Genomic DNA, 22,596 nt, shown 5'->3' on the forward strand with positions numbered 1-22,596 from the left:
TGAATGCTTGACTGACGAATATTATCAAGCATTCAGTAGTAAATATCACAAAATTTAATCCTTAAATAGCACTAAACAGCTTATTCATAAACTCTGTTAGCAAAACATTGCGCTGTTGGACAGGCAGTTGATTTAGAATATTATTAATCATTTCTAAATTATCAGGCAAGCCTGCCCCTTCGCCTCCACCTCCTAAACCAAGCATTTCTGCTAGATTGTCAAACGTTTCAGCATTCATATTGTCAAACATGGGTGCCAACATAGCTGGATCCAATGCCATTTCAGGTGCTTGTTTTTCTTTTAATGCTGCAATCGCTGATTTAAATTCTTTTAATAATTCTGGAATATGTGCTACGTTCGCTCGATTAATACTCAAATGCAATGCTTCTTTAGAACAATTAGCGGCTAATTGAACTTGAATATGCCAGCCCCTTTTTGCCATCCAGTCACTAATAGCAAAAACATTAATTTTAGGATCGGTAGAAACAATTGCTACTAAATTGATGTCAGGATCCCCCATTACTTCTAACTCTGGAATTGCTGCAATCCCTTCTCGACATAACTTAGTGGCTTCTTGACAACCTTTGACAATATCAATGTATCCCTCCTGTCCAATATGATTTAGGGTTGCCCAAGCACCAGCCAAAGGACCACCTGTCTTGCTAGACAATACGGTTGGATTAATCACTGTGTAACCAGACCAGCTAGAACAAGCAAAAATTTGATGCCGTCTCAAATCTCTATTTTTTTGCAGAATACAAGAAGCTCCCTTAGCAGCATATCCATATTTGTGAAAATCCGCTGACATAGAGGTTACACCATCGACACTAAAATCAAAAGGAGGAACATCATAGCCTGCCTTGCGGGCAAAAGGTAAGTAAAAGCCACCAACACAAGCATCAACATGGCATAAAATATTTCTAGATTTTGCCATCGCTGCAAGTTCTTCTATGGGATCAATTACCCCATGAGCATAAGAAGGTGCCGACCCAACAATTAGAATGGTGTTTTCTGTAATCGCTGCTTCAACCAGTTTCGGATCTACTTTCAAAGTGTCTTTATCAACAGGAACCATAACGACTTTTACCCCCAAATAATGTCCCGCTTTGTGGAAAGCTGCATGTGCCGTTTCTCCTATAATTAGTTCTGGCACTTGGATTTCTGGTCGATTGGCTCTAAAATAATCTCTTGCCGTTTTAACAGCCAGTATAATACTTTCTGTACCGCCTGAGGTAAAGTTTCCGACTACTTCATCATCTCCTCCTAACAAATCTTTTGCCATCCCAATCAAATCATTTTCAAGCCTTAATAAGCTTGGGAATGCTGTTGGATCCAAACCATTTTCAATGAGGTACATCTTATAAGCCTCCTTTGTCAAGTTTTCCGTTTCTTTTTTGGGTTCATAAACATAAGCGAGCACTTTCCCTGAATCCCAAGGCACATCATTCTTTTTCATAGCTTTTAGCTCGCTTAGTATTTCTTCTGTCGATAAACCTTTTTGAGGAATCGAAATCTTATTGGTCTTTACTTCCATTTTGATCAATCTATTATTTATTTTTTTTAATTTTAATGCTTTAATGTGGTAATTTTGTGAGACCACACAACTCTAAATCATAATCTAGCGAGCATGTGTTGTTCCCATAAAGGGACGAATCCAGTTTCATTTTGCTATGGCTCCTTGGTTTCGACCTGTTATTAAACAGCAAGAATATTGGCTAAACAAATATAACAAAATTGAACACATATTCAAGTTTAAACAATACTTTTACACTGTCCTATTTTTTAGTATTTTGCAATTTTTTGATTGCATGATAAAGCCATGATTTTTGCATGATGTCTCCAAATAAGGCATTAAAATAAGAATAGGATTGGCTAAAATAATTAGCAAAAGATATTGGTAAAGTTTATAAAATTGTTAAAGAGATATTATGAAAGCAATGCTATTTGCAGCAGGTTTGGGTACTCGTCTTCGCCCCTTAACCAATGACCGCCCCAAAGCTTTGGTAAAAGTCCATGGAAAAACACTTTTACAACATGCTGTAGAACACTTAAAATCCTTTGGGATAATAGATATTGTTATTAACATTCATCATTTTGGTGAAAAGGTACTAAAAGAATTGGAGGTACATCAGAATTTTGGTTGTTGCATTTCTATTTCAGATGAACGAGCAGCACTGTTGGAAACAGGTGGAGGCTTGTTAAAAGCTAAAGCACATTTTGAAGAAGAAGAAGCCGTTGTTATTTACAATGTCGATGTACTTTCTAACATCAATTTATCGACTATGCTCCGCCATCACCAGCAGCACGAGGCTTTAGCAACACTAGCAACACGGAATAGAGAAAGTTCCCGCTATTTGTTGTTCAACGAACAGCAAGAACTGTGTGGTTGGACAAACACCAAAACAAAAGCCATTCGACATGTTCGCCCTGCACAAAAAATTCAATCGTATGCCTTTAGTGGCATACACATTATTCATCCTTCTTTGCTCGATTTGATGACACAAAAAGGCAAATTTTCTATTATAGAAACATACCTCAATTTAGCAGACAAACACAAAATCATAGCCTATCCTCACAACCAAGATTATTGGTTTGATGTAGGTAAACCTGAACGTTTGAGAGCTGCATTAGAGTTTTTGGATTAAATATATCCATCTTCTTTTATTATAGTAGTTCGTTGATTACCTGCGGTGCTACTTCGTGGTAGCTCCCTGCGGTCGTGAGATCGCTATCGCTTAGTTGTTTACTTTTTTACCAAAAAGATAAAAAAGCACATTTATATTAGCTTGATAATCAAATTTTTAACACAAAATACAATAAAACTGTAACTTATTGATTATCAAAACAATAAAGTTTAGCTTCGCTGCTACTGCGTGGTTTCAACGAACTATTGTTATTACAAAACATTAAAACATCTATAAACAAGGACAAGCTCCTTTTTACCAAGAACAAAGACCGCTTTCATTTTGTTGTTTTAAGTAGAGATACCATTGCTCTAGCCTTTTGGCTTTAGTCTAAATGAGTGTCCCGTAAATTACATTAGTAAAAATAAACACACACAACTTTATGAAACGATTTTTCTTCTTTTCCTTTCTAATAATAGGATTTTATCAACTCATTTCTTGTGCCCCTACTCAACCACAGGATGATATCATCTGCAGTACTATTTACAAAAGTATAGATGTAGGCATCAATGGCCAGCAACTCGATCGCTACTATACCATTAGAATATCAGATGGGGATACCCTTAAATATGAAGATCCGAATGAGTCCGATAGTTTTTATCCTGTTATAACTGATGCTTATCATAGTAATTTAGTCAACAAAAAAGATAGCTTTCATTTTGTTGGTTTCTCGAATGGTTCTATTATTGTGGAGCAAGCCTACATTATTGGAGGAGATGAGTGTCACATTTACCTTCACAAAGGTCCAGAAACCATTGACTTATAAAAAAACATTCCATGCAAACTGTTCCTCTTAATCAGCAAGTTGCTGTGTTAACATTGCGCTTATTATTGGGTTTTATCTTTTTAATGCAAGGATACGGCAAGGTATTTACCTATACAGTAGACGGCATTTATCAAATGGCATTTGCTACTCAAGCCTATGCTAGTATTCCTAAATTCCTGTTGTTAGGAACAGCTTATTATACTTCTTATGTAGAACTTATAGGAGGGTTGTTGCTTGTGATTGGTTTAAAACGAGATTATGCCTTATATGCTCTAGCATCTGTTTTGGTTCTTGTAACATTTGGACATGGCTACGCAGAACCTATTTGGGATTTGTCTCATGTTATGTACCGTGCGATACTTTTAATTGCTCTATTGTTGCTGCCTAGTCAATGGGATCGATTTTCTATCGATTATTATATTAACCATAGTCGTTCACTTTAACTTCATACGATAATTTGCTGTACTAAATAGTATGGCTTTGGCACACTATTAAAATAAATTAAGATTTACTATTTATGAGCAATTCTAACGATAGCCGCCACTTTGTTACCTTGTTTTTATTATTTATTGGAATAGAAGTTCTTTTGTATACTTTGATTGTTTATTTAGATCTTTTTGGATTAAAATTAGAATTTGCCAAGAGAGATCCTGCGTTTATGGTCTTTTATGGTATATCAGCTATTGTCTTCTTTTTTTTCATTAGCAAAGTAGATCGCAAAAGATAAAACAGTGCTTTTTTTAATATTTTTCTTTTAGTCAATAACATATATTTTTCTCCAAAATGGCAAAAACGTGACATACTTTGGCAAGTTTAGTTCATCCAAGCTTTGCTAATAGTACATATCTTTGTGTTCTAAACAATTCAAATTTTAAAAGGTTATAATAATATATAGATATAAGTAAAAGTTAGTTTTTCTATGCTAGTAAAACGTTGAATGCTTAATAATAATTTTTTTTGCTTCTTTTTTCTATTTGCAAATTTTAAAAGTTTCAAAGTTTACAATTACATTTATTGTAATCTTCTGATTAATAAAGAAAATAAAGACTCAACTTCTTAAGCCTATAGAATAGAATTATGTTAAATAATAAATTAAAATTTTATTAAAATGAACACCTTTAAACACTTTTTTCTACTCATTGTTACATTTTTTTTAGTTGTTTCTTGTTCAGAACAAAATGAAGTAATCACTCCATCTACTTCTACGGATGCAAACAATACGACTATCACAAATACTAGTAATAATATAATTAATAACACACCTTGTGGCACACCAGTAGTTAGTACATTTAATGCAGGGCAGCACATTAATATTGGAACGGTTACTGTAACCAATACCGCAACACAACTATTTGTTACTTTTTCGACACAAAACAACTGGGTTTTAGGACAAACACATCTATATGTTGGCTCTTTGGCAAATATGCCCGCTACTCCAAATGGAAATCCTAAAATTGGAAATTTCCCATCTAGTACTACACACAGCCCTATGGTAACCACCTTTACATATACATACGATTTGTCTACTTTGGATTCTTGCTTTATTGTTGCGGCACACGCTGAGGCACACTTACTAAATAGTGAGGGCGAAATTGTTCAGTCCGAAACAGCTTGGGCTAATGATGTCCAATTTAATAACTCAGGAAGCTGGGCAGGATATATGAACTATTGCGTACAAGAATGTGAACCTTGTGTATACGACACAATTTCTTATGATTTTTATGGTGGTCAAACAATTTTGGTTGGAAATGTTGAGGTAATCAACGACGCAACCAACCTCTATGTTACTTTTAATACTACTGGAGGATGGAATTTGGCAGAAACGCATCTATACATTGGCAGCTTAGCTAATTTGCCCACCAATAATTCCAATACCCCTATTCCAGGACAATTCCCTTATCAAGCCACTCATATTGCAGGAACAACTACTTATACCTATACTATTCCCCTATCTTCAATTAGTGATTCTTGTTTTATCATTGCAACGCATGCAAGTGTTAGTCAATCCAATGGCGTTGACGACGAACAGTATGAAACAGCTTGGAGTTTCGGGACTGAATTCCCTAATACCAACAGATGGGGATGGTACAACGAGTATTGTACTCAGGTTTGCCCATAAGCATTTATATAAACACGTACAAGTAAGTAAAAAAGCTCTTACTTATCAAAGCAGAAAAACTACATTTGGTAGCTTTTCTGCTTTTTTTATTCCTATTTTTTTCTTTCCACAATAACGATGTGATTACCCTAAGCGAATCCTCTTCGCCCCAAAAACACCTTAGCCTTTATTTTACAATACATAATACATAACTAAAATAACACTACGTTTTACAGATTTAGAAAACTTTTTAAACTCTTAATTATATGTTAAGAAAATTTTAATAACGGATATAAAACCAAGCTTAAACAAAATTTTATTTCAAATAACAAGACTAATCAAAATAAAAAACTTAACACTTCAAATATTACCCTTAAATATATTAAATCTAACTCCTTTTTTAAACGAAATTAGGTTTCGACTTAAAACCTAATAACAAAATTAAATTTTACTTTTTGTGATTTTTAATGTGTATAATTACAAACAACAACATAGATACAAAACACAAACACCATAATACTTATTCAAAATTTTCCTCATTCTACTTAAAACAATTTCAAATGATTCAATTGAAAAACACTAGTTAACATCAATCTATCCAAACACCCTCACAACAGATAAACAAAGGATTTAATATTCCCCAATACGACATCCCCCTTGGTAGTACGCTACACACACTTTCTGTTTTAATTAAAACTATTTATGATGAAAAATTTATTATTTTTCCTACTATTCATTAGTAGTCTTACCTACGCCCAAAGCCCACTTACAGGATCTAACCACTCCTCTCAAAACCATCTCGATCGACCTAGCAAACCACTCAAAATTGGAGATGAGGAAGCATTAAACATACAGACTCAACATCCTTACAATGCAACTGGTACAACAGGGATTATCTTCGAAAAAGAGTTCTATTCCAAACAAGCTTCTTACATCAAATTATACTTTAAAAATTTCAACTTAGCGCCAGGTGATTATGTAGAGATTACAGCTCCTAATATTGGAGAATCTATCATTTATGGTGGTCAAGGGAAAATTATTGATGCTCAGCTAAATACGATCAGTGATTTTTGGACCAAAGTTTTATTTGACGAGCGTATTATTGTTCGTCTCCATGCTCAAAATGCGTCCAACTACTACGGTTTTGACATAGCACGAGTTGCTTATGGCTATCCACAAGAAAAGATCGATGCTATCTTAGCAGAAAAATCAATTTGTGGTGGTGACGAAAAAGAACCTATCATTTGCTATAATGGAACAACCATGTACACCAAAGGCCGGGCTGTTTGCCGATTATTAATCAATGGCTCTAGTCTTTGTACAGGTTGGTTACTAGGTTGTGATGGTCATTTGATGACAAATAATCACTGTGTTGGCACGGCTTCTGCGGCAGCTAACACTGATTTTATGTTCAATTATCATCATACTAATTGTAATGGCTCTGGTAATTCCACTTCTGATGTTGTCGCATCTTCTTCTACATTTATCAAAACTAGTTCTACACTAGATTATACGTTACTAAAACTTCCAAATAATCCAACTAGCACCTACGGCTATTTAAGCTTGAGTTCTGTTGCACCTTCTGTAAATGATCGCATTTACATCGTAGGGCATCCAGGAGGTAGACGCAAAGAGATTACAGTAAAAACAGACCAAGGAGGTGATGCCAATGGTAATGCACAAGTTAATACCGTGACAACTAATGGCATTCGTTATTATGCTGATACAGAAGGTGGTAGTTCTGGATCTCCTGTTTTGGATTATAATTCTAATTTAGTAGTTGCCATTCACAATACAGGTGGCTGTACCAACGGTTCTAGTGGTAGAAGCGATAAGTTAATCGCACACATTGGTAATGACATGCCTAATTGTGGTGTTGATGGAGGCACCAATCCACCAGCCAATTGTAGTTCAACCATAAGTTCTTTCCCATATACTGAAAGTTTTGAAACCAACTTTGGTGCTTGGACACAAGCAAGTGGTGATGACTTTAACTGGAGTCGCAATTCAGGTGGCACACCTTCTTCTAATACAGGACCAAGTGCTGCAAGTAGCGGTAGTTACTATGTTTATATGGAATCATCTTCTCCAAACTACTCTAGCAAACAAGCTATCTTAAATAGTCCTTGTTTTGACTTATCTGGCTTGAGTTCTCCTAGCTTAACCTTCAAGTATCATATGTATGGTGCTGCTGCAATGGGCAATTTAAAACTAGAAGCAAGCACTAATGGAACTTCTTGGACTACAATTTGGTCTAAAGCAGGTAACCAAGGAAATTCTTGGCAAACAGCTACTGTCAGTCTAAACAGTTATACTTCCGAAACAGAGTTAAAGTTACGATTTAATGGTACAACAGGAACAACTTGGCAAGGAGACATGGCTGTAGATGCATTCTCTATATCAGGTACGGCTACTCCAACTTGTATCGATACTCGCTTGACTCTCAAGTTTGATAATTATCCAGAAGAAACAAGCTGGAACATCAAAAATAGTGCTGGTGCTACTGTTGCTTCTGGAGGTACTTATCCTAACCAAGCAGATGGTTCTACGCTCAACATCAATCAATGTTTGCCAGCTGGTTGTTACACACTAACTGTTAATGACTCTTATGGAGATGGGATGTGTTGTGCATACGGTAATGGTTCTTATTCTCTTAGCAATGCGTCAAGCGGAACTGTTTTAGCTTCTGGAGGAAGTTTTAGCAGTACAGAGACAAAGAACTTCTGTGTCAATAGCAACGAAAGTGCTAGTGTCGATGTTAACAACGTTGAAAAAGTACAAGGAACCTTCTTAAACGTGTCACCTAATCCATTTACAGATCAACTACAAATTCAAACCAATATTGAAGGGCTTACGAATTATACATTGGTGAATTTACAAGGTCAAATTGTAAAAACTGGCACGCTCCAAAATAAAACGGTTGTGTTGAATGATTTAAATCGTGGAGTTTATTTTATTACGTTTGCAAACGATAAAAAACAGCTTGTTAGAAAGGTTATCAAACAATAAAGGGATATTTTTTCTTAACACAGCAGCAACACAACAGACGCCAAGATTTTTTCTTGGCGTCTTTTTTTTAGTAGTTAGTTGTGCTGCTACTTTGTCTTAGTAGTAGAAATTATCACAAATAAAATGATATACCTACATAAATCTCCAAGGAACTTTTTTTTCTTATTTTGTATTATAATAATTTGCTCATTAACGATATTAACACTCAAACAACCTTACTTTACTCTAGCTAAACTAAACCTTATCAAAATGACAAAAATAGTGACCACTAAATAGCTATTTTATCTGATCTTTGAGTGGTAAAGTATATTTGGGATACAGAAAAGAACAAGTAGAAGTATTAATGGAAAACGCACTCCACAAGCTCGCTTTAACCAAGCTTATAATTTTAGTGCCCAATGACTACTTTCTTAGTGGCATATTTTTCATCCGTTATAATTTTCAAGATGTAGATACCTTGCTCTACTCCTGTCACATCAATACTAAAGATATTTTCCCCTTTATAAGCGCACTCAAGCACTAATTGCCCTGCTGAATTCAGTAATTGAACTTGACCAAGTTCCAAAGCGCTACCATCTAATTCAATATTAAGGAGTACATCTGTTGGTTGTGGAAACGTCTTAACTTCTATTGGAAGTTTTTCTATCTTAGCAATGGGTACTAAAGAGGATAATGTGGTAGTATCTCCTACTAAGACACCATCTTTTACGTATGCAACAAGTTGATTTTCAAAACTACCTAAGTGATTAGATTCCTCATCATATAAAAAGCCCAGACCAGAGGCAAAGAATCTACTCTTAGAACTTGAAATGATATTATAGATACCAGGATTGGGGCTGTAATTGCTAAGTCTAAATGGTGTAACTTTTTTAATTGCTTTACCTGCTCTATCTTCTGTAATGACACACAACCTATACTCTTGAGGATAATTAGAAGCCATAATTCCCCCATTAGAAACAAGTTCTTCGTCATGATAATAAGGCAATAAGGAGGTTGTTCCTACAGCAGTTGTTATTGACTGATTACCATAATTATTGTTTTTTTGGAAAGATTCTTTTCGAAATGTATAATTGTTCCCTGATCTTGATAACACAGTATATTTCTCTCGTAATAATGAACTAGAGTTGATGTATACACTTCTCGACTCATACACCAAGACATCCCCCACTTCATAATCATAGGTATTCAAAGTACTTGGCATTTGTTGTCCAATAAAATTAGTGGGTGTATACTCAATTCCAGCTAATGTGTAATAGAGATCCGAAGTATCTGGAAAGTATACAATTCCATGATTTTTAGATAGTAAAATACTATCACCTAAAGATAAATGAATTACTTTGATAGAGTCCACTTGTCCCAAAACAGTATCTTGAACAATATTGGTCACGGTTGCTATATTTTGAGTATTTTGATTATAGGTCCAACTGTCATTTATACTTGCTTGTGTATTGAGAACAAGTGTATCTGGATCATAAAAATTATAAACACCTCCTCCCCCTGAAACCATCTTGCGCTCTAAAAAATTAGGTTGGTGAGCTTTGATACCAACTCCAGCTGCCAAAAAAGAAACATCATTGAAAAAATAATTTGTTAAACCATTCACTTGTTGCACACTATCCACTTCTATTGTTCGAAACACAATCGAAGTCGGTACATAATATAAATCTACAAGAGAATAGGCTTGTATAGGATAAATACTCAAGTTATGAGCTTTATAATTCGTTTTGCCAGTGATTGAGATAGGTGTCCAATTTTGAGCAAAGGCAGTAGAAATGTTCAAAATCAATAACAAAAGTCCCAATTTTATAGGTAATCTATGCATAGTTAATCTTGTTTAATAATGTATAAATACATATATGTAATCATTCAGAAAAATTATATAAAAACAACCTTCTTTTTTAACTATAATTTTTTATCACTGGTAAATAACCAGATGACACACCCCTTAAAACTTCTGAATTTTCAGCAAACAGATCATTTACTTGGTTTAAAAATGATTACAAATATACTTTTTGCAAACCGACAACAACTAAACTAATATACACTAAACATTCAACATTCTAAAATACATAATATTGAGCTTATCAGATAACAATAGCCTACTTCAATACGTAAAACTTTGATTATCAAACGAAATAAAAGAGCTTTTAACGAGTATTGTTTATCAGCAATTTTACACCAACTTATTTCCACCTCTACTTGCACAGCCTACATAATCCTTCTTTATTCGGGGAACTTTTTTTTCTTATTTTGTATTATAATAATTTGCTCATTAACGATATTAACACTCAAACGACCTTACTTTACTCTAGCTAAACTAAACCTTATCAAAATGACCAATTTATTTCTAGTCAAGATATTTTAAGGTACAGTAGCAAGCGGCGTTAATATTGGTTTTCTTTGCCAAAGAAAACGCCACTAACAACTGCCAATCCGTTTTAAAATCATAATAAAGATGCAGGAATTATTAATCATTGGAGGTCCTAATTTTATAGGTCGAAATTTACTTGAACAGCTTAAAAATCATCCGCAGTATTCTGTTACTTTATTTAACAGGGGAAAGACGAATGCAACGCTTTTTCCTGAGTTAAAGCGTATTGTTGGCGACAGAAACACGAATGATATTCAAAAAATTGGTCAACAAAACTGGGATTATATTATTGATTTGTCTTGCTACTACCCTGCTTCGCTAGATGCTGTTTTATCTAATATTAATAAAACAAAATTGAAACGATATATTTTCATTTCTACTTGTTCTGTTTATGACAACAGTCATAAATCAGAGCAGCCAACACCTGAAAATGGTTCACTTTTGTCTTGTTCTGAAACGCAAAAAACAACACCTCTACCCGATGCTTATGGCGAAAAGAAGGTAGCTTGCGAAACATTATTAGCACAATCGGGAGTAGATTATATTAGCCTACGACCTGGGCTTGTCTACGGGGCATACGATTATACCGATCGTTTGTATTACTGGTTGTATCAAGTGCAGCACCACCAAGAGCTTTTGCTGCCCAATTGTGGCAGTTCTTTATTTTCCATTACCTATATTGACGACTTGATACAAAGTATTGTAGAAGCCTTGAGCATCTCCAAACACAACACAATCTATAATGTCATGAGTCAAGAGTGTGCGTCTATCAAGAAAATAGTGGATACGGCTTGCTTCTTACTTGATAAAAACCCCAATAGAATCAATGCCACAGCTGACTTTTTGAATGCTCAACAAATTGCAGAATGGACAACCATGCCTTTATGGATTAATGGAGATTATTTTACCTTTTCGAATCAAAAATTAAAAACCGATTTTAAGTTTCAACTAAAAGGCTGGACAGAGAGTATTGCCAAAACCATTGAATATTATCAATCTCTCGGTTGGCCCACTCCTAACTATGGTATGTCTGAAAAAAAACGAATAGAGTTAATAAATTTGATTGTCGCCCCATAAAATTTAGATAGTACGATCTATAATTGTTAGCTGTGCTATTATTTGCCGTATTGTGGCTACCTAGATAACTCTAAGTTATCTTCTAAAACTCCAGGGATATGAGGTCCTACTCGTATTCTATTATTTCCATTGAATTGAATAGGATGCTTTAAACTAGGCTCACAAGTCGGAAATGTTGCTGGGTTAGGTATGTCCAGCCACAAACTAGACCTAGTGCCTTCTGACTCAATCCACCACTCAAAAGTATCAACAACACTTATAGGAACACCATTAATTGCTCCACAGGCAAAATCAAAATAAGGTGAATTAACTGTTATTCCTGTCCTATCTGCATTAAATGTAATTGTACCGCCATCGGAAGTTGTCCAAGTGCCTATTATATCCTCTTCCGCAACTCTACAGGCCACTAATGCAATGCTAAGATATACCAACCCCAAAAATTGTATTGCTTTTCGCATAATAAATGATTTATTATTTTTAGAATAATAATCCTGCCTCAAAAACAACACCATTTGCCACTGTTTAAGTTTAATTCTAGGTTATTTAACAATGGCTACAAAACCATTTTTTCTCATTACTTTTCTTATTGTAAAGAAGCAAAAAGTAGTTTTTTTTTTCAATAAAAAAAATTATATTTACCTAATAGACAACCTATTAAAATCACACTTTCATACTAACACCTATTCCAACGATCTATTTTAGCCCTCAAAATCTATCCAATTTAGAACAGACACTCAATAACATTCAAAAAAAGTAGCTATGAAACTTCAAAAACTAGCAAAGTTGCGCGAAACAATACGAAAGTATGAAGATACCATTCGATATTATGAAAAGCTATTTATGGCAGATGGGCAGATTGACTCAAATGAACAACTCAAACTTAATAAGCTTAATACTAGTCTAAAAAAAATTGCCAATAAAATAGAGGCAAAAGAAAAAGCATTAAGCTCTAGTGAACGAATTAAAAATGCTTTGCAATCTCACCAAGAAGGGATAAAAGACTGGTCTAGCACCAAGGATGACACGGTAGATCATACGTTAGTAAATGAACCAACATCAAGTAAAAGTATTAGTGGCTCGGTTGGGCGCAAAGGTGATAATAAAAAAAGTGACGTAAGCCTTGTTCAAAATTTGCTTAGAGAAAAAAATAATGCCCCCTTAAAAGGCTCTGGAATATGTGGTCCCAAAACAATTAAAGCAATTAAAAATTTTCAACAAAAAGTAGAAGAAGCAGACACAGGGATTATCACCCCCAACGATAATACTTGGAAAAAACTTAATGCATATACCCCTATTGATAAAGATAATAAAGATTTAGATTTATCATCCATCAAAAATTCCGTTGGCAAAAAAGGTGTTAACGACAAGGAAGATGTTAAGATAGTCCAAGAATTGCTCAAAAAGAAAGGTGGAAAACTTATCGGTCTTGGTATATGTGGACCACTTACAATTAGTGCCATCAAAAAGTTTCAAAGCATTAATCTTAATGGATTTAGCGATGGTCTTGTAGAACCTGATGGAAAAACATTTAAGCTCTTGGTTGGCAATGGAAAACCTATTAGTAGCGATGATATTAATTCCAATACAGGTCCTTTGAATAAACCCAATTGGATAAAAATAGCAGAAGGAGAAAAAGGTGTCAAAGAAAATACTAGTAAGAAGAAGCACAATCCTAGAGTTTTAGAATACCATGCTTCTGTGAAAGGTAATATAAAAAATGATGAAACGCCTTGGTGCTCTTCTTTTGTTAATTGGGTGATGAAAAAAGCAGGTCAAGGAGGTACCAATAGTGCAATGGCTATTTCTTGGAAAAAATATGGTAAAAATCTAGGGAAACCTGCCTATGGAGCCATCGCAGTCATCGATTGGGATGGTGCTGGTCCTGGGTGGAAAGGTCATGTCGGCTTTGTGGTTGGTAAAAAAGGAGAAGAGGTATTGTTACTTGGAGGCAATCAAAGAAATGCTGTCAACATCAAGTCTTACTCAACAAGCAAGGTGGTAGCCTATGTCGTACCTAGCAATTATGAAGTACCAGCTAATGCTTATTCCTTTGGTGAATTTACTGGCGACTATGGTTCTGGTGGGGGCATGAACTCGACTCGATAAAATACCAATATGGGATGTTGAATTCTAAATGTAAAACAGTGCTATTTACACTAGAATTCAACATTTAATTTTTTCGTATAAAACATTCACCCTACTGACGAAGCGATTTATCTATAAATGCACCTTCTTTTAAGAACCTTCCTGGATAAACACCAGCAACTGTTTTACGTGTTGAATCGGTGTAGGCAATCGTATGATAATAATAATATTTAGGATGCAATTCATAAATATCCTTCTCACATACGGGGCTATCTAATGAATGATTTGTAACATAAGTTTCGCTTTTGAAAAAAATAGGGTTTTGCCTCAAGTAAAATTTCCCATTTTCAATTGGTCTCTCTTTATCCTCCAATTGTTTTAACTTCCTCAAGTTAATACTCTTAAATTCGGCTGTATAGTTTTTTAACAACTCTTTTAAAGAAGGGTCAAAGTCTTTTGGAGAAGCATAAAAATAACTCTCAATTGTGTCCCTATCTATTTCGATCAATTCTTCAAAAACTTCATAAATGGGGTCATCTGGCAAACTTGTTAGCACTTGATAATGATAAAGCCAGTAACCAACTTTACGAGGGTCACCTACTGGAAAACTATACAATACGACACTGTCATTATTATCATTCACTAGCCAGGTAGAATACATGCCTTGTGTTAATTTTGTTATGCTTGTATTTTCTGCTTCTGCATTGACTATATTTTTTAGACTATCAAGAAAAGAATCTAAGTATACAATATCTTGTTGAACAAATTTCCCTGCCATAAATGCTTGTAAACGAGCTACATTACTTTTTATAGAACGATAATAATCAATTCCTACATCAGTCTCATTAACAAATCCAACCAGCAGCTTTTTATTTTCCTCTTTTCTAATTTCTTTATTTCCTTGGCAAGCCGTTAAGAATAAAACACTAATAAGGAGATACAATCTGTTGTAAACAATAAGGTTAATTTTAATTTGCATAATTTTTTATTTTACAAGAATATGAAAGGGACGAATTCCATTGTCTTACTCATAACAAGTGTCTGTTCTAAATAAACAACAACCTACAGATGGTCATCTTTCCTAAGATTGCTTATCATTTTACGCTGCACCTGCACTTATCTAAATTTAGCAGTCTGTTAATTCTATTGAATAAAACCAAAACAATTGAGAAATAACCAAACACCTTGATGGGCAATTAAGTTTTGACTATTAATGGTTTAAATCAATTTACATATAACAATATTACATACTAAGGCTTTAAACTAAAATACATTTTTCCTGCCAAAAAAACAGTGCAAATTAATAGCCAAAATGTTATTTTAAAGCACTACAAAAATCCATTTATGTCCCTTTTGAACTCCTCTTTTTCTATTGTTTTGTTCACACCAACAGCCTTGCCTATTCCTTTTATTTTTATTCCCTAATATGCCTACTTCAATAGCTAGAAAAATAACACATCTTATTTTAGTCTACTCGAAAATGAATTTCTTTCCACCTTATTATTATCTTGTCCTAAAAAAAGACACTGCACACCAACAGCACGAACATAGATATGGAAAAAAATAGCAAAAAACTCATCAATGCTTGGTCTTCTTATGATTGGGCAAACTCTGTTTATAATTTAATTGTTACCACGGCTATTTTTCCTAAATACTACGAAAGTGTTACAGAAGCGGCATTTGGAGGCGAAATTGTTCCATTTTTTGGGATTAAAATCTCCAGTTCTGTTTTGTTTACTTATGCTATCTCTTTTTCCTTTTTAGTCATTGTCATTACCTCTCCTATTTTGTCTGGCATTGCGGATTATATTGGTGGAAAAAAGCGGTTCATGCAATTTTTCACCTACTTGGGGGCTGCCTCTTGTATGGGTTTGTATTTTTTTGATGGTCCCAATATCGAGTACGGAATTATGTGTTCGGTATTAGCTAGTGTAGGTTATGCAGGATCTTTGGTTTTTTATAATGGTTTTCTGCCTGAGATAGCAACCCCTGATAGAATGGATAGTGTTAGTGCAAGAGGCTTTACTTTTGGTTATATTGGAAGTGTTATTTTATTAATCATTAATCTCCTGTTCATCATTTTCCCAGACACATTTGGCTTTGATGGCGTGAATACTGCTACCAAATTTGGTTTTTTGTTGGTAGGACTTTGGTGGTTAGGCTTTGCTCAAATTGCTTTTTATCACCTAAAGGATCAACCTACAGGAAATAAAATGTCTTCCCAAGTCTTAGGACGTGGCATCAAAGAACTCCGAAAAGTATTTGTGCAAGTCAAGGCTAGACCAACAATGAAAAAGTTCTTACTTTCCTTCTTCTTCTACAGTATGGGCGTATTAACCGTCATGCTTTTAGCTCCTTTATTTGCTTCTCAAGTTATGGACATCACCTTTGTTGAAATGATTGTTGTTGTACTCATTCTTCAAATTTTGGCTATTGTTGGTGCTTATTTCTTTTCTTGGGTATCGAGCAAAAAAGGTAGCCGCTTTGCTATTAGCACTATTTTGGTCATATGGGTAGGCATTTGTATTGTTTGCTATTTCCTTACCATTAAAGTTGGCTTTTATATTTTAGCTGGAATTTTAGGATTAGGAATGGGAGGTGTACAATCTATTTCTCGCTCTACTTATTCTAGGTTAATCCCTAAAGCGACCAAAGACACGGCTTCGTTCTTTAGCTTTTTTGACATCACAGAGAAATTAGCCATTGTAATCGGTAGTTTTGCCTTTGGCTTTATCAATCAAATTACTGGTTCTATGAGAAATAGTATGCTGTTTATGACCCTCTTTTTTATAATCGGTATCATTATTCTTCAAGTAACAGATTTAGAAAGTGATATGAAAAAAGTAGCAGAAGCAGACGAATTTGACAATCCTTGGGATGATGTTTTAGAAGACATATTAGATGATTAGATTTGTAATCCTCCTATAAAATTAGGTGCTTTTCTGCCACTTATATTTCAAAAAAAAGGCAGCTCAAAAGCTGCCTTCCACTGTTTTTAGGACTAAAACAGATTTCAGATTACAAGTAAAATATACAAAAGAGAGGGGGTATTTACTCTACTCTTAATCTGTAATTTTTCGGTGTTTCATTTTTAAATTTATCTATAGCAGCATCTAGGTAAGGATGTACTTCGCCCAATACATTAACATTCCCCTTTCGCTCAATTTTAACTTTTTTAATACTCAAAGGCAACTCTTGACCATCAAGAACGGACGTACTTGTTAACCAATGATGATTTAGTTTTGCGGCAGTATATACATATTGATTACTCATACCAATTGGTTCTTTGGCTAAGATAACTCCTTTTTTATTAAAAGTAGCCAAGTAATAGTTTTTATGATAACGACGCGCATCATCATACGAACTATAAATCACTAGATCAAATTTTTTCGTTCTCTTGACTAAATATTCTGCCTCATACGTATTGGGGCGCAACCCTCCTTTTCTTTTGTGGCTAATCTCTGGCAAAAATAAATCAAAATCTGGCAGTAACATTCGACTCTCAATAACTTTTCGAACTTCCATTCGATCCAAATTCACTGCCTTAAATTCTGCTTCGCTCACAGGCAAAGGCTGGTGAATCCGCACATCCAAAAGAATTTCTTGCAGCGATTCAACCGTTTCAAATTTTTCTAAAAATTGTTCGTATTGTGCTGCCCGATATTTAGCACTTACTTTCCTTGTTCCCGCTTCTGAATTTATTCCAAACGATGATAAGAACAATAGTGCTGCTCCAACTAAACCCATTTTTAATACTTGCATAACTGATGTTTTTGATTAGAATCATCAATAGTTCGTAGGAAAATCGCATCAGTTTGATTATCAATAGAGTACACTTTCGCTGCTTGATTTCTTAAAGAATTGATAATCAAACTGATGTAAAGATGCTTTTTTAGTTTTTCACAAAAAAGCTAAAAAACTAAGCTTGCGCTCTCACGACCGCAGGGAGCTAACTAAAAGCGAAGCGCTCACGAAGCAATCCACGAACTACTAAATAATAACACACGGTATTTTTTCGATTCTGTGTTAATAATTCAATTAAGTATGTAACAAGTATAGTTTCACCATGTATTTTCTTTTGTTGGGTTGAAATCAATCTACTATTCTAAAACCTCCAAACCTTGTTTTCTATTGTATTAAAACCTTTCTTTTTTTAATTTCTAATCGTTTCACCTAGTAGCGAAAAAGTATTGTTCATGAGTTTCACAAACTAATAAGTGCGCTCATACTACAAAAAACAGTCGCTTTAACATTCACATATCCCCCAAAAATGGATTATAATTTTTCTGCACCTTCAAACCATTCATAAAAAAAAGGCAGCTCAATTAAGAACTACCTTTTAGTAAATAATACTCCGTTGATTTTTTATTTTTTCTACGAACCCGTAGGCTCACGAAGTAAAAACGTAAAAAAGCATCTTTTATCATCTTGATTACCAGTCTTTTAGTAAAAAGGTTAATAAAAATACATCTTACTGATAATCAAACTAATACGATTTTCCAACGGAGTAATGAGTAAAAGAAATTGTTTAAAATTTATAAAGTATGTACCTAAGAAAATTTAAGGATTGCTTTTTGTTGAACAGGTTCTATTTCATCCATAGATTTTGTCTCTTCATGTACTAAAATTTCTCCTTTGGGGGTAATAAACATCTTTTTAACATCCTTCTCATCATAACGTTTAGATTCTCCTTCTAAAACTATGCGTTTTGTTGTCAATTCCATTCTTTCTGTAATGGTCAATTCTGTTTGTTCCTCTAGTCCCGAATATCCTAAATAACGTGTTGCTATCGGATTTCCTTTTCCATCAAAGGTCGCTAATAGATATGACTTAGCACCTCCATCAAAAGCACGAGATTCGCTATAAATCACAGCACTATACTTACCACTCGTTGCCAAAGCTAGTTCAGCCTTATAAGTACTAGGTCCCATTCGGCTCATCATACCTCGCCCAATTCCAGGAATAAAAGCATCGTAGTCTTTCGTTAAAACCTTATTTAGTTCTGTTTTACTTTCTAGTTTTTCTAATTGTTTTTTGCGTTTTTGAGGAGTCATTTCGTTCGTAACAATATAGGCTTCTAAAGTAATGGTATTGGGCAAGTTTATTTGCTCAAATTTACTGAGAAAATCTTTGTACAAACGCTCTCGACCATCCTCGTAGGTAGAATAATAAGCAAAAGAGCATAAGCTTGTTACTAAACTTAGAATGAAACTTATTTTTAGTAATTGCATAAGGATATGATTTTTTAGTAGTTCGTTAATTGTTTGAGTTCTTGTTCTTGCTTACACCTCTTATATATCAGTCAACTATAAACACGTATTAAAATGTCAAAGGCTATGCCAAACCCAAATACACCCCATACAAACCTGATTATGTATCACTTAGATGTTATTTATTCAACTATCGCATACTTATTGAGCCTCCAGCTTCTATAACTCGACCAGAAATCGTAATCTCATAAGCTTGGCTGGATTTAGCAATTGTTTTTTTGAGATGTGTCTGATTATAAAAATTCTTATTTCTCCATTGCTGCTTGGCACCTTTTTTCCACTTGATAGCATAATTCGTAACAACAAAACTATTGTCAGCATTTAGCACAAAAGCCTTGCATGTTTTTAAGGAACCACGTTTGGCAACTTCTAGTTCCGAAATTTTATCCCCTTGCTTATTATAGGTGACTAAATAATATTTTTTAGGCAAAATATACTCTGACCAACTCTCCTCCACACTGTATACAACTAAGAAGTAATTTTCTTGTGCCATACACATTTCAAATCGACACAAATTTCGCCCACTTCGGCTAAAAGCTCTATATCGAGCTTCTTTTACAAAAGCATCAAAATAGCCATACACAATAGGATGTTCTTTTTCATATAGCTGATAATCATCATACTTAGCATTGACCGCTTCAAACAAGTTGGTGGGTCCCAAATCATAAGTACCTACCGTATGGGCTTCGGGAGCAGAATACTTAAATGCTTCAAACATGGCCAATTTATTGCCTTTAAACAATTGATCATACGAATTCCAAAAACGTTCCCATTTTCTGTAAGCCTGAAAAGCCGTGTCTTGCAATAAGAATTCGTAGTTTTTCAATTCCTTCGTTTGTTTAAGTAGGCTGTACTTTCTTTTTCTTTTAAGTAAATAGTTATCTATTTCGTAAACATCTTTACCTTGTAATCCATAAACTCTTGCTATTTTCCAATAACAATCTCCCTTGTACGGATAGTCTATTTCTATTGCCTTCTCATAAGCAACAATAGCCTCTTGATAACGCCCTTGTTCTACCAATGTATCCCCATAAGTTTGGCAAAATCTAGCATTTTCCCAAGCGTACCTACCCGTACCAACCGCTCCTTGAACAATCCGTTGCCACTTTTCTTCCATCGTTTCTGGCGGAAGAAGAATTTCCCACTCAGGTTCTGGCTCAGGCTCAGGAGGAGGTGGTGGTGCAGGTTCTACCTCTTTGCTTAGAAGCACCAATTGTGGCGATAAGGGTTGAGACTCTTGAACAGCAATGTGTACATTGGGAGATCTGGATGCTACTGTAACACTTTTTTCACTTACCTCATCCAGTACAATTGGATATTGTTTAATTTCAGATTTTTTAGTGTCAGTATCCGAACAGCTTACCAATACACTGATTGACAATGCACAAACATATAGATTCATTTTCATGGGCATTATTTTATTAGAATAGTTTATGAAATAATAAAAGAAAGCTTCCTGCTTCTACTCTTTAATAAGTAGATGCAAGAAACTCCCTTTTTGGTGCATTTTTTAGTGTAAGTTATCGCATTTCTACAGAAGCCATACCTTCTGTTTCAACGATACGCCCTGTTGTAGTGATTTGATACGTTTTAGTCGCAACAGCTTTACTTTCCTTCAAATTTTTGTAATTCAAGTAATGCTCAGCATTCCCTAAGTGCTTTTTTGCGCCTTTTTTCCATTCCACTTCATAATCGGTGACGACCAAACTATGATTGGGATGTAGTACAAATCCCTTGCAAGTCTTTAACGATCCTCGTTTTGCTATATCTAATTCTGAAATTTTATTTCCTTTTAAATCATAAGTTACCAAGCGATATTTCTTAGGCAAGATATATTCTGACCATTGTTCCTCCACACTGTAAACAACGGCAAAGTACGCCGCTTCTTCTAACATCATTTCATAACGATAATTATCTCCTCCTTCCCTACTAAACATATCATCCGAAACCCCTTCTACAAAATTTTCAAAAAAGCCACTGATAGCAGGACGATTTTCATAGTAGCCCATTTTTGATCGATACTCATAATTTGTATTTTCATATAACTCTTTAGGGCTCATTATATAATCTTGAACCAACCTTTTCTTTGGTGCAAAGGTTACAAATGCCTTAAACATTGCTTTTTGATTAGTACCAAATAAATCATTGTACAAATACATAAAGTCATATTCTTCTCTCCAATTCTTAAAAGCCGAATCATATAACAAAGCACGATAATTTCTAAACCCTTCTTTTCTAGCACTTATCAAATAATCTTCCATGGAACCATAAGAATCATCATTCAAAGCATATGTTCTTGCTATTTTATAATACAATGTTTTTAAATCCTCATAACCAAGCTGCTCCGCTTCCTTATACATTTCGATTGCCTCATCGTACTTTTTCATATCAACCAAAGCCTCTCCATAAGTATAATAAGTAATCGCATTTCCTTCATCATCTCCTCCTTGCTCCTCTAACTGAACCACTTCCTTCGTCAATTCTTGAATACTTTTTTGTGGTTTTTCATTCACTTTCTTTTTTTCTATCGTCTTCGACTCATTTTCTTTATTTTTTCCTTCTATAGACTCATCCGCTAGCGCAACCATTTCTACTTCATGTTCTGCTAGAGACGCATCAATGGTAGGATGTTGTATGATGTCAGAAGTTGGTTTCTGACTATTGTCAGAACAACTTACCAATGTCCATAACATCAATGCCGCAATACTCAATGATATACTTTTCATAATTAGAATATTTTATGGTTATCTTTATCATTACTCTCTCAATAATCACATCAAACTGATTATCAAAAGGATATGATTTTATTATTTTTAACACTAAAAGCTGATAATCAAGCTGAAAAGGCAACAAAGTATTCCTTTATAGCACTTATTGAAATCTCTACTTTGTACTTTTTTAATTTAGCACTATGCTTTTTCAACCCACATAGCACATTAATAATCAAGCACTAACAAACAGCTCAAATAACGATCTTTTTTTAGGTTTCGAATTGTTTTATATCTCATTAAACCCTTGTAACAGGAAAAAAGATACAGTCAAGCATTATTATCTTAGCCCCTAGTGAGTATTCGGCAACAAAAATGAGTAAGAGGCAGTTCTTTCTAAGTTTTAGTCACATAAAAAGGAAAGAATACAAGGTCACAACTAGGTAGTATCCATAGATTTTTATACCTTTCAATAATAAATATGTTACCTCTAGTAATACTTTCTAATAAAATCCACGAAGTAATATT

17 protein-coding genes are annotated in these 22,596 nt (G+C 34.5%); 9 read left to right on the plus strand and 8 right to left on the minus strand.

Annotated features, from left to right (window positions below):
- Positions 1-61: 61 nt before the first annotated feature.
- Positions 62-1,534: an aspartate aminotransferase family protein gene (locus QP953_RS17070; protein WP_309552018.1), complete on the minus strand. Its 1,473-nt coding sequence runs from the start codon at positions 1,532-1,534 to the stop codon at positions 62-64.
- A 394-nt stretch (positions 1,535-1,928) separates the two neighbouring features.
- Here QP953_RS17070 and QP953_RS17075 point away from each other — a divergent pair, with 394 nt between their 5' ends.
- The 6 genes from QP953_RS17075 (at position 1,929) to QP953_RS17100 (ending at position 8,557) form a co-directional block, all read left to right on the plus strand.
- Entirely contained in the window at positions 1,929-2,645 is a 717-nt protein-coding gene (locus tag QP953_RS17075) for a nucleotidyltransferase family protein (RefSeq protein WP_309552019.1), read from the plus strand.
- A gap of 421 nt (positions 2,646-3,066) precedes the next feature.
- On the plus strand, positions 3,067-3,450 hold the full coding sequence (locus tag QP953_RS17080) for a hypothetical protein (protein WP_052599583.1): 384 nt from the start codon (positions 3,067-3,069) through the stop codon (positions 3,448-3,450).
- A gap of 11 nt (positions 3,451-3,461) precedes the next feature.
- Positions 3,462-3,893: a DoxX family protein gene (locus tag QP953_RS17085; RefSeq protein ID WP_309552022.1), complete on the plus strand. Its 432-nt coding sequence runs from the start codon at positions 3,462-3,464 to the stop codon at positions 3,891-3,893.
- Between the two features lie 74 nt (positions 3,894-3,967).
- Entirely contained in the window at positions 3,968-4,177 is a 210-nt protein-coding gene (locus QP953_RS17090) for a hypothetical protein (protein WP_052599580.1), read from the plus strand.
- Between the two features lie 381 nt (positions 4,178-4,558).
- Entirely contained in the window at positions 4,559-5,569 is a 1,011-nt protein-coding gene (locus QP953_RS17095; protein ID WP_309552024.1) for a hypothetical protein, read from the plus strand.
- Positions 5,570-6,253: 684 nt separating this feature from the next.
- The gene (locus tag QP953_RS17100; protein ID WP_309552025.1) at positions 6,254-8,557 is read left to right on the plus strand and encodes a trypsin-like peptidase domain-containing protein; all 2,304 of its coding nucleotides are present in this window, start codon (positions 6,254-6,256) and stop codon (positions 8,555-8,557) included.
- A 388-nt stretch (positions 8,558-8,945) separates the two neighbouring features.
- Here QP953_RS17100 and QP953_RS17105 read toward each other — a convergent pair whose 3' ends face one another.
- Entirely contained in the window at positions 8,946-10,379 is a 1,434-nt protein-coding gene (locus QP953_RS17105; protein ID WP_309552027.1) for a T9SS type A sorting domain-containing protein, read from the minus strand.
- A gap of 633 nt (positions 10,380-11,012) precedes the next feature.
- Here QP953_RS17105 and QP953_RS17110 point away from each other — a divergent pair.
- Positions 11,013-12,005 (plus strand): NAD-dependent epimerase/dehydratase family protein, encoded by a 993-nt coding sequence (locus QP953_RS17110; protein ID WP_309552029.1) that lies wholly within the window; start codon positions 11,013-11,015, stop codon positions 12,003-12,005.
- 56 nt (positions 12,006-12,061) lie between these two features.
- Here QP953_RS17110 and QP953_RS17115 read toward each other — a convergent pair whose 3' ends face one another.
- Entirely contained in the window at positions 12,062-12,463 is a 402-nt protein-coding gene (locus QP953_RS17115) for a hypothetical protein (RefSeq protein WP_309552031.1), read from the minus strand.
- Between the two features lie 301 nt (positions 12,464-12,764).
- Between QP953_RS17115 and QP953_RS17120 the strand changes: the two genes are divergently transcribed.
- On the plus strand, positions 12,765-14,111 hold the full coding sequence (locus QP953_RS17120) for a TIGR02594 family protein (RefSeq protein ID WP_309552032.1): 1,347 nt from the start codon (positions 12,765-12,767) through the stop codon (positions 14,109-14,111).
- 91 nt (positions 14,112-14,202) lie between these two features.
- Here the strand turns inward: QP953_RS17120 and QP953_RS17125 are convergent, their stop codons facing one another.
- Complete coding sequence (locus QP953_RS17125; protein ID WP_052599554.1) at positions 14,203-15,069, minus strand: hypothetical protein; 867 nt, start codon at positions 15,067-15,069, stop codon at positions 14,203-14,205.
- 574 nt (positions 15,070-15,643) lie between these two features.
- Here QP953_RS17125 and QP953_RS17130 point away from each other — a divergent pair.
- Positions 15,644-16,999, plus strand: a complete 1,356-nt coding sequence (locus QP953_RS17130; protein WP_052599553.1) for an MFS transporter — start codon at positions 15,644-15,646, stop codon at positions 16,997-16,999.
- A gap of 142 nt (positions 17,000-17,141) precedes the next feature.
- Here the strand turns inward: QP953_RS17130 and QP953_RS17135 are convergent, their stop codons facing one another.
- The 4 genes from QP953_RS17135 to QP953_RS17150 form a co-directional block, all read right to left on the minus strand.
- Positions 17,142-17,852: a hypothetical protein gene (locus QP953_RS17135; protein WP_052599550.1), complete on the minus strand. Its 711-nt coding sequence runs from the start codon at positions 17,850-17,852 to the stop codon at positions 17,142-17,144.
- A 788-nt stretch (positions 17,853-18,640) separates the two neighbouring features.
- Positions 18,641-19,321, minus strand: coding sequence for a hypothetical protein (locus QP953_RS17140; RefSeq protein ID WP_052599548.1), 681 nt, complete (start codon positions 19,319-19,321; stop codon positions 18,641-18,643).
- Positions 19,322-19,490: 169 nt separating this feature from the next.
- On the minus strand, positions 19,491-20,768 hold the full coding sequence (locus tag QP953_RS17145) for a tetratricopeptide repeat protein (protein WP_309552034.1): 1,278 nt from the start codon (positions 20,766-20,768) through the stop codon (positions 19,491-19,493).
- Between the two features lie 112 nt (positions 20,769-20,880).
- Positions 20,881-22,086: a tetratricopeptide repeat protein gene (locus QP953_RS17150; protein WP_309552037.1), complete on the minus strand. Its 1,206-nt coding sequence runs from the start codon at positions 22,084-22,086 to the stop codon at positions 20,881-20,883.
- Between the last annotated feature and the right edge of the window lie 510 nt (positions 22,087-22,596).

The organism is Aureispira sp. CCB-E (genome assembly GCF_031326345.1).
Lineage (GTDB): Bacteria > Bacteroidota > Bacteroidia > Chitinophagales > Saprospiraceae > Aureispira.